This is a genomic window from Sphingomonas daechungensis (assembly GCF_014489495.1).
GTDB lineage: Bacteria > Pseudomonadota > Alphaproteobacteria > Sphingomonadales > Sphingomonadaceae > Sphingomicrobium > Sphingomicrobium daechungense.
The window spans coordinates 778,391-790,180 of the sequence record NZ_CP060780.1 but is presented as its reverse complement, the minus strand read 5'-3'; the positions used below and the strand labels follow the sequence as shown (position 1 = coordinate 790,180).

Annotated in this window: 14 protein-coding genes, 1 tRNA gene and 1 pseudogene; 15 read left to right on the top strand and 1 reads right to left on the bottom strand. The window is 63.6% G+C overall.

The window, feature by feature from the left end:
- Positions 1–59: 59 nt before the first annotated feature.
- The 7 genes from H9L15_RS04145 to H9L15_RS04120 all read left to right on the top strand — a co-directional run bounded on the left by H9L15_RS04145 (position 60) and on the right by H9L15_RS04120 (position 4,236).
- Positions 60–446 (top strand): holin family protein, encoded by a 387-nt coding sequence (locus tag H9L15_RS04145; protein WP_187715262.1) that lies wholly within the window; start codon positions 60–62, stop codon positions 444–446.
- Positions 447–491: 45 nt separating this feature from the next.
- A complete protein-coding gene (locus H9L15_RS04140) occupies positions 492–1,064 on the top strand; it encodes a TMEM175 family protein (RefSeq protein ID WP_187715261.1) in 573 nt (190 codons plus the stop codon).
- Positions 1,061–1,360 (top strand): TMEM175 family protein, encoded by a 300-nt coding sequence (locus H9L15_RS16980; protein WP_223276493.1) that lies wholly within the window; start codon positions 1,061–1,063, stop codon positions 1,358–1,360. The genes H9L15_RS04140 and H9L15_RS16980 overlap by 4 nt, the downstream gene beginning before the upstream one ends.
- A 62-nt stretch (positions 1,361–1,422) precedes the next feature.
- Positions 1,423–1,626 carry a hypothetical protein gene (locus H9L15_RS16975; RefSeq protein WP_223276492.1) on the top strand — a complete coding sequence of 68 codons (204 nt, stop codon included), beginning with the start codon at positions 1,423–1,425 and terminating at the stop codon, positions 1,624–1,626.
- A gap of 35 nt (positions 1,627–1,661) precedes the next feature.
- On the top strand, positions 1,662–2,198 hold the full coding sequence (gene hslV, locus H9L15_RS04130) for an ATP-dependent protease subunit HslV (RefSeq protein ID WP_187715260.1): 537 nt from the start codon (positions 1,662–1,664) through the stop codon (positions 2,196–2,198).
- A gap of 86 nt (positions 2,199–2,284) precedes the next feature.
- Positions 2,285–3,589 (top strand): ATP-dependent protease ATPase subunit HslU, encoded by a 1,305-nt coding sequence (hslU, locus tag H9L15_RS04125; protein WP_187715782.1) that lies wholly within the window; start codon positions 2,285–2,287, stop codon positions 3,587–3,589.
- Between the two features lie 113 nt (positions 3,590–3,702).
- Positions 3,703–4,236: a hypothetical protein gene (locus tag H9L15_RS04120; protein ID WP_187715259.1), complete on the top strand. Its 534-nt coding sequence runs from the start codon at positions 3,703–3,705 to the stop codon at positions 4,234–4,236.
- Positions 4,237–4,238: 2 nt separating this feature from the next.
- On the opposite strand, the gene H9L15_RS04115 is transcribed toward H9L15_RS04120, so the two are convergent.
- Positions 4,239–4,934: a TIGR02117 family protein gene (locus H9L15_RS04115; RefSeq protein WP_187715258.1), complete on the bottom strand. Its 696-nt coding sequence runs from the start codon at positions 4,932–4,934 to the stop codon at positions 4,239–4,241.
- A 45-nt stretch (positions 4,935–4,979) separates the two neighbouring features.
- Between H9L15_RS04115 and H9L15_RS04110 the strand changes: the two genes are divergently transcribed.
- The 8 genes and pseudogenes from H9L15_RS04110 to H9L15_RS04075 all read left to right on the top strand — a co-directional run bounded on the left by H9L15_RS04110 (position 4,980) and on the right by H9L15_RS04075 (position 11,789).
- Positions 4,980–5,055 (top strand) — tRNA-Pro (locus tag H9L15_RS04110).
- Positions 5,056–5,204: 149 nt separating this feature from the next.
- Positions 5,205–5,480 (top strand): preprotein translocase subunit YajC, encoded by a 276-nt coding sequence (gene yajC / locus H9L15_RS04105; protein WP_223276638.1) that lies wholly within the window; start codon positions 5,205–5,207, stop codon positions 5,478–5,480.
- Entirely contained in the window at positions 5,480–7,069 is a 1,590-nt protein-coding gene (gene secD / locus H9L15_RS04100) for a protein translocase subunit SecD (protein ID WP_187715257.1), read from the top strand. The genes yajC and secD overlap by 1 nt, the downstream gene beginning before the upstream one ends.
- Before the next feature lie 7 nt (positions 7,070–7,076).
- On the top strand, positions 7,077–8,024 hold the full coding sequence (gene secF, locus H9L15_RS04095) for a protein translocase subunit SecF (RefSeq protein WP_187715256.1): 948 nt from the start codon (positions 7,077–7,079) through the stop codon (positions 8,022–8,024).
- A gap of 78 nt (positions 8,025–8,102) precedes the next feature.
- Positions 8,103–8,897 carry an outer membrane protein assembly factor BamD gene (locus tag H9L15_RS04090; protein WP_187715255.1) on the top strand — a complete coding sequence of 265 codons (795 nt, stop codon included), beginning with the start codon at positions 8,103–8,105 and terminating at the stop codon, positions 8,895–8,897.
- A gap of 22 nt (positions 8,898–8,919) precedes the next feature.
- A pseudogene (recN, locus tag H9L15_RS04085) lies at positions 8,920–10,571 on the top strand (DNA repair protein RecN).
- Positions 10,568–11,080, top strand: coding sequence for a DUF1697 domain-containing protein (locus tag H9L15_RS04080; protein WP_187715254.1), 513 nt, complete (start codon positions 10,568–10,570; stop codon positions 11,078–11,080). The pseudogene recN and the gene H9L15_RS04080 overlap by 4 nt, the downstream one beginning before the upstream one ends.
- Before the next feature lie 91 nt (positions 11,081–11,171).
- Positions 11,172–11,789 carry a dienelactone hydrolase family protein gene (locus H9L15_RS04075; protein WP_187715253.1) on the top strand — a complete coding sequence of 206 codons (618 nt, stop codon included), beginning with the start codon at positions 11,172–11,174 and terminating at the stop codon, positions 11,787–11,789.
- The last annotated feature ends 1 nt before the right edge of the window (position 11,790 follow it).

Genomic DNA, 11,790 nt, shown 5'->3' with positions numbered 1-11,790 from the left:
CGCCCAGAACATCGCCACACAGTCAATTTAGTCAACTTCCCCTTAGGGAGAATCCAACAATGTCAATTTTGGAAGCCATCGTCGGGCCGGTTTCGAAGTTGCTCGACAAGATCATCCCCGACCCCGAGGCGCGCGACCGCGCCAAGCTCGAGCTGCTGAAGCTGCAGGGTGATCAGGAACTCGCGACCATCGGTGCGCAGATGCAGGCGATCGTGGCAGAAGCGCAGTCCAACGATCCCTGGACCAGCCGGGCGCGACCAAGCTTCCTGTACATGATGTACGGGCTGATCCTGTGGGCGATCCCGATGGGCCTCATCGCCGCGGTCCGGCCGGAAATGGCCAAGGGCATTGCCGACGGGATGACCGCTTATCTGCGCGGCATTCCGGAGGAATTGTATGCGCTCTTCGGCACCGGTTACCTCGGCTACACCGCGGCGCGGACCTAGGGTAAGGTCAAGGGAGCGGAGCGCTAAAGCAAAGGGGCGGGGCGCATGAAGCCGGAACGGGTCTGCGCGTTCACGGATGGCGTGATCGCCATCATCATCACCATCATGGTGCTGGAATTGCCGGTTCCACACGAGCCCGGCTGGGCCGCGCTCCGTCCCGTCCTTCCCTTGTTCGCGATCTATGCTCTGTCGTTCACCAAGGTCGGCATTTACTGGGTCAATCACCACCATTTGCTGTGCGCCGCGCGCAAGGTCGATGGCCAGGTCCTCCTCGCCAACCTGTTTCAGCTGTTCTGGCTCAGCCTCGTTCCGTGGGTCATGCGATGGATCGGGGAGGCTGGCCTGACACGCGACACCGTTCTCGCGTTCGGTGTGATCATGCTGATGTCGGCGCTCGGCTTCGCCTGGATCCGGTCGGCGCTGCTCAATGCGAACGATGATGACGCGCCCATCGTCAAAGCGGCCTCGCATGGCAGGAAAGGGCAAATCACGCTCATCTCCTACGTGGCAGCACTACCGATCACCTTGGTCTCGCCCGGCACGTCGATTGCAATCTACGTCATCGTTGCTTTGATGTGGCTCATTCCCGATCGCCGTTTCGAAGGACTCGCTGAATGACCCCCGGCCGCCTCAACGCCCTTACTGACGGCGTCGTCGCCATCGTCCTCACCATCATGGTGCTGGAGCTGAAGTTTCCCGAAGAGCCCACGTTCGGCGCTGTCCTGGAGGTTCTTCCGCTGCTTGCGGCCTATCTGCTCGCCTTCATCTATGTGGCGCTCTACTGGAACAACCACCATCACATGCTGCAATCGGCCCGCCGCGTCACCGGCGGCGTCCTTTGGGCCAATCACTCCCTCCTGTTTTGCCTGACGCTGTTCCCGCTGATGATCCGCTGGATCGATGAGGCGGGGTAACGCCCTGGCCGGTTGCGTCGTTTGGCGTTGTCCTTGCAGCAGCGGCCCTGACCTATCGAATCTTGCAGCACGCGCTCGCCGCTGCAGACGGTGAGGGCTCGAAGGTGAGCGAGGTATATCGACACCCGCTGAAAGAATATTCCAGCCTCGGTTTTTACGTGGCCGCCATCCTTCTGGCTTTTGTTGCACCTTACTTGTCGGTCGCGCTGTATGTCATCGTCGCGATCATCTGGATCGTTCCCGACCGCCGCTTCGTCGGCGCCTAGTTGCAGCCGTAGCGAGGCCTTCCCACATCCGGTCCATGGAAAAATATCATGGCACCACGATCCTCGGGGTGAAGAAGGACGGCAAGACCGTCATCGCCGGGGATGGCCAGGTCAGCCTGGGCAATACGGTTATCAAACCGAACGCGAAGAAGGTCCGCCGCATCGGTGAAGGCGGAAAGGTCATCGGCGGCTTCGCCGGAGCGACCGCCGACGCTTTTACCCTGTTCGAGCGGCTGGAGCGCAAGCTCGAGCAGTACAATGGTCAGCTCATGCGCTCGGCCGTGGAGCTCGCCAAGGACTGGCGGACCGACAAGTACCTGCGCAACCTCGAAGCGATGATGATCGTCGCCGACAAGGACAGCCTGTTGATTCTCACGGGAAACGGCGACGTGCTCGAACCGGAGGGCGGGATCGCCGCGATCGGCTCGGGCGGCAATTACGCCTTGGCGGCGGCACGCGCCCTGTCTGACTACGAGCAGGACCCCGAGGTGCTCGCTCGCCGGGCGATGAAGATTGCCGCCGAAGTCTGCGTGTTCACCAACGACCAGCTGACGATCGAAACGGTCGAATAGCGCCCGCTTGAAGCGCGTGCTCACCTTCCCAATCTAGGTTCCACATGAACTATCACACCACCATTTCCGAAGGCGGCGGGACGCAGATGCTAAAGGACCGGCTCACTCCCAAGGCCATCGTCGCCGCACTCAACGAGCACATCGTCGGTCAGAACGACGCGAAGAAGGCGGTCGCCGTCGCGCTCCGCAATCGCTGGCGGCGCCAGCAGCTTTCGCCCGAGCTTCGCGACGAAGTGACGCCGAAGAATATCCTGATGATCGGGCCGACCGGTTGCGGAAAGACGGAGATCAGCCGTCGCCTCGCCAGGCTCGCCGACGCGCCCTTCGTGAAGGTCGAAGCGACCAAGTTCACCGAGGTCGGATACGTCGGTCGCGACGTCGAGCAGATCGCCCGCGATCTCGTCGAGGAAGCGGTTCGGATGGAACGCGAACGCCGCCGCGAGGCGGTTCGCACGGGTGCCGAGGAGGCGGCGATGGAGCGTTTGCTCGACGCGCTGACCGGCAAGGGCTCCAGCGCGGCGACCCGCGAGAGCTTCCGCCAGCGGTACAAGGACGGCAGCCTCAACGAGGCCGAGGTCGAGATCGAGGTGCAAGAGGCGCCGTCGACGCCGTTCGAGATCCCCGGAATGGGCGGCCAGGTCGGCATGATCAATCTGTCCGACATGATGGGCAAGGCGTTCGGCAACCAGCCGGGCAAGCGCCGCAAATTGAAGGTGCCCGACGCGTTCCAACGGCTGACCGATGAGGAAGCCGACAAGCGCGTTGACCCCGACGATATCAACCGTGTGGCTTTGGCGGATGCCGAGGCGAACGGCATCGTCTTTCTCGACGAGATCGACAAGATCGCGGTCAGCGACGTTCGCGGCGGCTCCGTTAGTCGCGAAGGCGTACAGCGCGACCTGCTGCCGCTGATCGAAGGTACGACGGTTGCGACCAAGTATGGGCCGTTGAAGACGGATCATATCCTCTTCATCGCCTCGGGCGCGTTCCACCTCGCCAAGCCGGCCGACCTGCTGCCGGAGCTTCAGGGCCGCCTGCCGATCCGCGTGGAGCTCAGCGCGCTGACTCAGGACGACTTCGTCCGGATCCTGTCGCAAACCCGCGCAAGCCTGACGCAGCAGTACCAGGCGCTGCTGGGCACAGAGGGCGTGACGATCACGTTCGCTGACGACGGCATCGATGCGCTGGCCCGCATTGCCGCTGAAGTGAATGAAGCGGTCGAGAATATTGGCGCCCGCCGCCTGCAGACGGTGATGGAAAAGTTGCTTGAGGACGTCAGCTTCGAAGCTGAGGATCGCAGCGGGCAAACCTTGGTCGTCGACGCCGAATTCGTTGAGCAGCAGCTCTCAGGCATCGCCAAGAACGCCGACCTCAGCCGTTACGTGCTGTAATCGCGGGGGTCGGCGCCGCCCGACGGGAACCTAGAACGGTCTGCCGTTAAGCGGGCACCCGCGCGCGCGAAGCGACGTTTGCCCTTCCACCTACCAACGGAAGGGAAGACCAGATGAAATTTCGATCCAGCGTTTTGGGCACGTCGCTGACCCTCTTGCTCGCGACCGCCGCGGCGGCGCAAACCACGACGGCCCCGCCGACCACGACCGAAACGACGACGACGCAGACTCAGCCGACGACGACGACCGAGCCTGCGACGACGACCCAGACGACGACAACGCAGCCGACAACGACGCCGGGCGGAACTCCGGCCACGACGACGGAAAGCACAACCACTCAGACGACGCCGACGACCACTCCTGACGGTCAAGCGGCAACGACGACGACTGAGACCACGACCACGGAAACCCAAGTCACCGCGGCAACCGCGGACGACCTCAAGAAGGGCGCTTCGGTCTATGACCAGACGGGCGCGCTTGTCGGCAAGGTCGACTCCGCGAAGGCAGACAGTGCGGTCCTCAATACCGGAAAAGCCCGGGCGGAAATCCCGCTGGCCAGCTTCGGCAAGAACGAGAAGGGACTCGTCGTCAGCATCACCAAGGCTGACATCGACCACCAGGCAAAGAGCGCAAAGAAGCCGAAGTAAGCTTAGTCGGGACTGACCTTGCGGTAGCGCCAGGTGAGTCCCTGCACGAAGGGCGGCCACAGGCTTGTCTTGACCCCTGCAAGACGAAGTCTGCTGGCCGCCCAGCTGTTGCACGTCCTCAAGGCGTGGAACTTGCCGGTCGCCCAGTAAAAGGCATCGGAGCGGCCATATCCCGGGTGGTCGATGAGGATCGGCTGTCCCTCGCCGTCGAGCTGGAAGTCGGATCGGATCGACGTCCACAGACGGCGATACTCTTCCGGCCGCAGGCGGATGGCGCGATCCATGTAGTCAGCGTTCGAGACCCACTCGACGTGCATTACCCGCTTTCCGCCGGCGATCGCTGACCAGGCCGTCCGCGGCCGAATATCCTGCCAGCGCGGCGTATCGAGATAGACGCGCTCCTCGCCTGAGCCGAACGCGATCCACTGGGCATCAGGACTTGGTCCGGCGAAGTCGGATTTGGGAACGAAGGGCGTCCAGTCCAGGCCCGCAGCCTTCGCCGGCATGACGATGTCGGAATGAATGCCGTTGTTGGCGATATAGATCGTCACTCCTTTCTCTGGCTCGGTCCAGCTTCGATTCACCGGGATCAGGGACCCGACCAACGCCGCCACCAAATAGGCGAGTGGAATCGCCGCCAGCGCCAAGGCCAACCGTCGAAACCATGAGCTTTTTCTGCGGTGGCGGCGTCGTCTCATCGGCTTGTGTTATGGATGAGCGGTGCCTAGATGCCAGCCCTCGGTCGGGGCGTAGCGCAGCCTGGTAGCGCATCACACTGGGGGTGTGGGGTCGCTGGTTCGAATCCAGTCGCCCCGACCATCATATCAAGGGCTGTCCTTGCAGCCCCCGCAACTGCCGTGATAGTCGCCCCCGCGACCTTCCGCATAGGAACCTGTCCCTCAGCCCATGAACCAGATTTTCCTGCCAACTCTCGCCGCAGCGGGTGCGAACCCAACAGCGGCTCGGCAATCCTGATCGGCATTGCGCCGTGGCTCCTGATTTTCGTCATCTTCTACGTGCTGATGATTCGCCCGCAGCAACAGCGGGTGAAGCAACACCAGGCGGCGATCGCCGCGATCAAGAAGGGCGATGAAGTCGTGACCGGCGGCGGAATTCGCGGCCGCGTGACCAAGGTTTCCGACGACGAGGCGGAGATCGAAATCTCGCAGGGCGTCCGAGTTCGCGTCATCAAGTCGACGTTGAGCCAGGTCCTGAGCGGCACGTCCAAGCCAGCGAACGACTGATGCTCGATTTTCCGCGTTGGAAGGTGTGGTCGATCACGCTGGTCATTCTGGTCGGCATCCTTTTCGCCATTCCAAGCATGCTGCCGGCCAACCTCAAGGCCCGTTATCCTACCTGGCTTCCGAGCGCGACGATCAACCTTGGTCTCGACCTCGCTGGCGGTAGTCAGCTTCTCCTCGAAGCGGACCGCGTCGATGCGGCGAAGCAGCGGCTGCAGGCGATGGAAGATCAGGTGCAGACCGAACTCCGCCGCAATCCGCGCGTGGAGATCGGCGACATTTCGACCGCGGGCGGGCGTTTGTCCTTCCTGGTCCGCGATCCGACCCAGGTCGACACCGCTGTCGAGCGCCTCCGGGCCATCACCCAGCCAGTGGCGCTGACCGGCGGACGTGACTGGGACGTCCAGGTCATGGATTCGACGCGGGTCATCATGACCCCCACGCAGAGCGGTTCGGACCGCGCGATGCGTGACGCGATGACTGTCGCGCGCGACGTCGTCCGCCGCCGCATCGATCCGCAGGGGACCAAGGAAATCACGGTCGTCAACCAAGGGACCGACCGCATTCTGGTCGAGGTCCCCGGCGTCGAGGACCCCGAAGCGCTAAAGCGGTTGATCGGGCAGACGGCTCGCCTCGAATTCAAGCTAGTCGACCTTACGGCCGACCCGAACCAGGTCCAGCAGGGCCACGCGCCAGCCGGTAGCCAGGTGCTGCCGATGGCCGAAGGCGGCGGGAACATCGCGGTCAAGCGCCGGGTCATGGTGTCCGGCGACCAGCTGGTCGATGCCAAGCAGTCGTTCGATCAGGACGGCCGGGCGGTTGTCTCAATCCGCTTCAATACGGCCGGTTCGCGCCGCTTCGGCCGGGTGACCCAGGAAAACGTCAACAAGCCCTTCGCGATCATTCTCGACGACAAGGTGCTCTCGGCGCCGAACATCAACGAGCCAATCCTTGGCGGGCAAGCACAGATCAGCGGCAACTTCACCGTGGAAACGGCGAACCAACTCGCCGTCTCACTTGCCTCGGGCAAGCTGCCGGTGAAGCTGAACGTCATCGAAGAGCGGACCATCGGGCCCGAGCTCGGCAAGGACTCGATCCAGAAGGGCATCATCGCGTCCGTTGTCGCGACGCTGGCTGTGATCATCTTCATGATCGTCACCTACGGCAGGTTCGGAATCTACACGACCTACGGCCTGATCGTGAACGCACTGCTGATTCTCGGGATCATGGCCATCTTCAACGCCTCGCTGACGCTGCCCGGCATTGCCGGCTTCGTTCTGACCATCGGCGCCGCGGTCGACGCCAACGTGCTGATCAACGAACGCATTCGGGAAGAGCAGAGGCGGGGACGCAAGGTCCTCGATGCGATCGAGACGGGCTACAAGGAAGCGTCCACCGCCATCTTTGATGCCAACATCACCAACGTGATTGCGGCGGTGCTGATGTGGTACTTCGGCTCCGGGCCGATCCGCGGCTTCGCCGTCGTCCTGATGATCGGCATCATCACCTCGGTCTTCACGGCCGTGAACTTCACGCGAATGCTCGTCGCCCTTTGGGTGCGGCGCACGCGGCCTCGTGTCCTCCATATTTGAGGCTGAAATGAAGCTCCTCAAGCTTGTCCCCGACAACACCAACATCGACTTCATGAAGTGGCGCAACATTGCGCTCGTGCTGTCGATCATTGCGACCGTGGCCAGCCTGACGCTGGTCGCAGTCAGGGGACTAAACCTGGGCGTCGACTTCCTCGGCGGCCAGATGATTCGCGTGACCTTCGCGAAACAGGTCGACGTCGAAACCCTTCGCAACGATGTCGAATCGCTCAACCTCGGCGATGCAAGCATTCAGGAAACCGGCGGACCGCGCAGCTTCCAGATCCGGCTGCCGAGGCCGGAAGGCGGTGAAGCGGCGGCGAACAAGGCGGCAACCGAGGTTCGCGGCATGCTTGGCCAGCGTTATCCCGGCTCGCGCGTCGATTCGGTCGAGACCGTCTCGGGCAAGGTCAGCGAAGAGCTGGCTTGGGACGGCAGCCTAGCGATCGCGCTCGCGATGCTCGGCATTGCCATCTACATCTGGTTCCGGTTCGAATGGCAGTTCGGCATCGGCGCTCTGCTCACCTTGTTCCACGACGTGTCGATGACCCTGGGATTCTTCTCGCTGACGCAGTTGCAGGTCGACCTTAACGTGGTCGCCGCGATCCTCACCATCGTTGGCTATTCGCTGAATGACACGGTCGTCATCTACGACCGTATTCGCGAGAACCTGCGCAAGTTCCGCAAGATGCAGATCGTACCGCTGCTCAACCTCTCGCTCAATGAAACCCTTTCGCGAACGATGGTGACGTCGCTGTCGATCCTCCTCGCGCTCGGTGTCCTGCTGTTGTTGGGCCCGGAAGTGATCTTCGGCCTGACGATCGCAATCTTCATCGGCATCTTCGTCGGTACCTACTCGTCGATCTACATCTCTTCGCCGGTGCTGGTCTGGCTGGGCGTCAAGCCCGACAGCTTCGTCCGCGACGAGGAGAAGGCGCCCGGGCCGGCCGCTGTCTGACACTGTTCATCTGGCGCCAAGCAAAGTGCGTCCATGTCCCGCTTGGCCTGCCCGAGGCCCCGCGCTAATGAGGTTTCCATGCCGTCGAAGCTGACCCGTCCCGCCCTCCTGCTGCTTGCCTGTGCAGTCGTGCTTCCCGCCGCGGGTTGCGCCCGCAACAAGTCGGGATCGGACACCGCCTACATCGCCCGGGACGTGAACAGCCTGTACGCGTTGGCCAAGCAAAGGCTGGACAAGGGCCAGTACGAGGAGGCTGCCAAGCTGTTCGACGAGGTCGAGCGCCAGCACCCCTATTCGGTTTGGGCCCGCCGCGCGCAGATGATGAGCGCATTCAGCTATTACATGGCGACGAAGTATCCGGAGGCGATCAGCTCCGCACAACGATTCCTCACGATCCACCCGGGCAACAAGGACGCCGCTTACGCGAACTATCTGATCGCCATGAGCCACTATCAGCAGATCCAGAACGTCACCCGCGACCAGGCGGCGACGCAGAACGCGTCCAATTCGTTCGGCGAGCTGATCCGTCGCTATCCCGACAGCCGCTACGCGGCCGACGCACGCCTGAAGCTGGACCTGATCAACGATCACCTTGCTGGCAAGGAGATGGAGATCGGACGATTCTACCAGCGTTCGGGCAAGTGGCTGGCCGCGACGCTTCGCTTCCGCAAGGTCGTCGAGCAGTACCAGACTACGAACCATACGCCAGAAGCGCTCGAGCGCCTGGTCGAAAGCTACCTCGCGCTCGGCATTCCGTCGGAAGCGCAGAAAGCGGCGGCGGTACTCGGCCGCAACTATCCGGGCAGCGAGTGGTACCACCGCGCGTACAAGCTCGTGCAGCGGCACGCGCCGCAGACCGCTCCCCAGGGCTGATGCACCCAACCGCGGGCCCGCCATGCTGAGGCAGCTCGCAATTCGCAACGTCGCGCTCGTCGAGCAGCTCGAACTTGAGTTCGATGCTGGCCTCGGTGTGCTGACCGGCGAGACTGGCGCGGGCAAGTCGATCCTGCTCGACGCCCTCGGGCTGGCGTTAGGGGCACGGTCCGACGCCGGCCTGGTGCGCAGCGGCGAGGATTCGGCGTCGGTGTCCGCCGAGATCGAGTTGCCACGCACGCATGCCGTTCACTCGCTTCTGGGCGATCAGGGCATCGAGGTGGACGCGGGTGAGCCGCTCATCCTCAGACGAACCTTGAAAGGGGACGGCGGCAGCCGCGCCTTCGTCGGACCCGCAAGCGTTCCAGCAGGCCTCCTGCGCGACATTGGCGCAATGGCGGTCGAGGTTCACGGCCAGCACGACGAGCGCGGGCTTCTCAATCCGCGTGGTCACCGCGCTCTGCTGGATGCCTTTGGCGGACTGGAAGTTTCGGGGTTGAGGCAGCCTGGGCCGAGGTCACGAGGATCGAGACGGAGCTAGCCGAAGCTCGCGCCGAACTTGAGGCTGCCGAGCGGGATCGCGACTTCATCGTTTACTCCTTGTCGGAAATCGATGCCCTCGCACCTGAAGCGGGGGAGGAAACTCGGCTGGCTGAAGAGCGGGCCGCCATGCAGGCTGGGCTCAAGGCCGGCGAAAGCCTTACGGGGCTCGACGATCTGATCGGGGGATCGGACGGGGCGCTTGCGCAGCTTCGCCTTGCGGCCCGCCGGATCGAGCGTGGAGCGACAGATCATCCGCTCCTTGCCGAGGCGCTCGCGTCGCTCGACCGCGCCTTGATCGAGGCGAGCGAGGCGGAAGACCGGATCGCACGGGCCTCCGATGCCCTCGCATTCGACCCCGCCAGGCTGGAAGCCGCAGAGGCACGCTTGTTCGATATCCGTGGTCTGGCCCGCAAGCATCGGGTGGAACCGGACGCGCTCGCCGAGCTGGCCGACCGGATGCGCACCCAGCTTTCGGAGATCGATGCCGGTGGAACGCGCGTTGGCGACCTCGATCGCAGCCTCAGCGAGGCACGACTGCATTTCATGAACCTCGCCGCGGAGCTCAGTGCGCAGCGCCGAGCGGCGGCGGAACGGCTGGACGCGGCGGTGGCCGGCGAGCTGGTGCCGCTGAAGCTGGATGCAGCGCGTTTTCGAACCGCGCTCAGCCAGGCCGAGCCCGGTCCGTCCGGTACCGACCGCATCGAGTTCGAAGTTTCGACCAATCCTGGAGCGCCATTCGGGCCGCTGACGAAGATTGCCAGCGGCGGTGAGCTGTCTCGCTTCGTGCTGGCCCTGAAGGTCGCGCTCGCTGAGGCGGGCAGCGCAGGCACAATGATCTTCGACGAAATCGACCGGGGCGTCGGCGGCGCGGTCGCAAGCGCGATCGGTGAGAGGCTGGCCCGGCTCGCCCTGCAGTCGCAGGTGCTCGTCGTCACCCACTCGCCGCAGGTCGCGGCGCGCGCGGCCCATCACTTCAGGATCGAAAAGTCGCACGGCCCGGAGGGAACCCGGACCACGGTGCGCCGGCTCGACGATGCCGAGCGCCGCGAGGAGATTGCCCGCATGTTGTCCGGCGCGGCAGTTACCGATGAGGCCCGCGCACAGGCTGCGAGGCTGCTGGAAGCCGCATGACAGCCTTCGTCGCGCTGCTCAGGGCCGTGAACGTCGGCGGCCGCAAGCTGGTCATGACGGATCTCAAGAGGATCGCAGAAGAGGCCGGCTTCGAAAGGGCGAGGACGTTTATCGCCAGCGGGAACCTTATTTTTGCCAGTGACCGTGGCGAACGCGATGTGGCGGGCAAACTCGAGGACCGGCTTCGGGATCATATGAGCGCGGACGTGCCGGTGTTCGTCCGAACGCGAGGCGAGATGGAGAAGGTCGCCGCCGCGAATCCCTTTTCGGACGAGGCCGGATCGACCGTCGCGGCCATCTTCCTGAACGCCAGCCCGCCCGCCGATTTGATCGAAAATGCGCGCGGTGTCGCCGATGAGCGCATGGCGCTCGGAACCCGCGAGATTTATGTGCACTATCCAAGTGGCATGGCCGCAACCAAGCTGCGCTTCGCGTCGCAGATCGTCGGCACCGCACGCAACATGAATACCGTCGCCAAGCTCGCCGAGCTTGCAAAGGAGGTCGAATGAGCAAGCAGACACCGGTTCCTCTGACATTTGAGGGGAGGAACTGGAAGGCGTATTCGTCGGCCGCCGCGACAGTCAGGCGCGGCCGACAGTCATGCTGATCCCGACGGTGATGGGCGTGTCCGACCTGGAAATCGGGTTTGCCAAGCAGCTGGTCGAGCTTGGCTACAATGGCTTCGTCGCGGACATTTTCGGGAAGAAATTCCACGGTGCCCCGCGCGATGTGATGTTCGGGGAAATGACGCGGCTCGGCGACGATCGCGTGGCATTGCGCCGGCGGCTGCTCGCGATCGTCGAGCAGGTACGTGGGCTGCGTGAGGTCGAGGACGGCCAGCTGGTGGTTGCCGGTTACTGCTTCGGCGGGAAGTGCGCGCTCGACGTGGCGAGGACCGGCGTCGACATCGCCGCAGCCGTCGCGTTTCACGGCCTGCTCGATCCGCCCAATTGGCCGACGGAGAAGACCAGCATCAAGATCGTGGTCTTCCACGGCTGGGACGATCCGATGGCGCCGCCCGACCATGTGGTCGCCCTGGGCAAGGAGTTCACCGAAGCAGGCGCAGACTGGCAGATTCACGCGTTTGGCAATGTCCGGCACGGCTTCACCAACCCCAATGCGCACAAGATCGGGCTGGACGCGGTGCGCTATGACGAATTGGCGGCCGAGCGGTCGTGGACCAGCTTCATCAACCTGCTCGAGGAAACGTTCGGCTGAG

What these genes read in the sequence shown, in the direction of transcription:
- H9L15_RS04145 (WP_187715262.1), top strand. Translation starts at nt 60, where the DNA reads ATGTCAATTTTGGAAGCCATCGTCGGGCCGGTTTCGAAGTTGCTCGAC.
- H9L15_RS04140 (WP_187715261.1), top strand. Translation starts at nt 492, where the DNA reads ATGAAGCCGGAACGGGTCTGCGCGTTCACGGATGGCGTGATCGCCATC.
- H9L15_RS16980 (WP_223276493.1), top strand. Translation starts at nt 1,061, where the DNA reads ATGACCCCCGGCCGCCTCAACGCCCTTACTGACGGCGTCGTCGCCATC.
- hslV (WP_187715260.1), top strand. Translation starts at nt 1,662, where the DNA reads ATGGAAAAATATCATGGCACCACGATCCTCGGGGTGAAGAAGGACGGC.
- hslU (WP_187715782.1), top strand. Translation starts at nt 2,285, where the DNA reads ATGCTAAAGGACCGGCTCACTCCCAAGGCCATCGTCGCCGCACTCAAC.
- H9L15_RS04120 (WP_187715259.1), top strand. Translation starts at nt 3,703, where the DNA reads ATGAAATTTCGATCCAGCGTTTTGGGCACGTCGCTGACCCTCTTGCTC.
- H9L15_RS04115 (WP_187715258.1), bottom strand. Translation starts at nt 4,934, where the DNA reads ATGAGACGACGCCGCCACCGCAGAAAAAGCTCATGGTTTCGACGGTTG.
- secD (WP_187715257.1), top strand. Translation starts at nt 5,480, where the DNA reads ATGCTCGATTTTCCGCGTTGGAAGGTGTGGTCGATCACGCTGGTCATT.
- secF (WP_187715256.1), top strand. Translation starts at nt 7,077, where the DNA reads ATGAAGCTCCTCAAGCTTGTCCCCGACAACACCAACATCGACTTCATG.
- H9L15_RS04090 (WP_187715255.1), top strand. Translation starts at nt 8,103, where the DNA reads ATGCCGTCGAAGCTGACCCGTCCCGCCCTCCTGCTGCTTGCCTGTGCA.
- H9L15_RS04080 (WP_187715254.1), top strand. Translation starts at nt 10,568, where the DNA reads ATGACAGCCTTCGTCGCGCTGCTCAGGGCCGTGAACGTCGGCGGCCGC.
- H9L15_RS04075 (WP_187715253.1), top strand. Translation starts at nt 11,172, where the DNA reads ATGCTGATCCCGACGGTGATGGGCGTGTCCGACCTGGAAATCGGGTTT.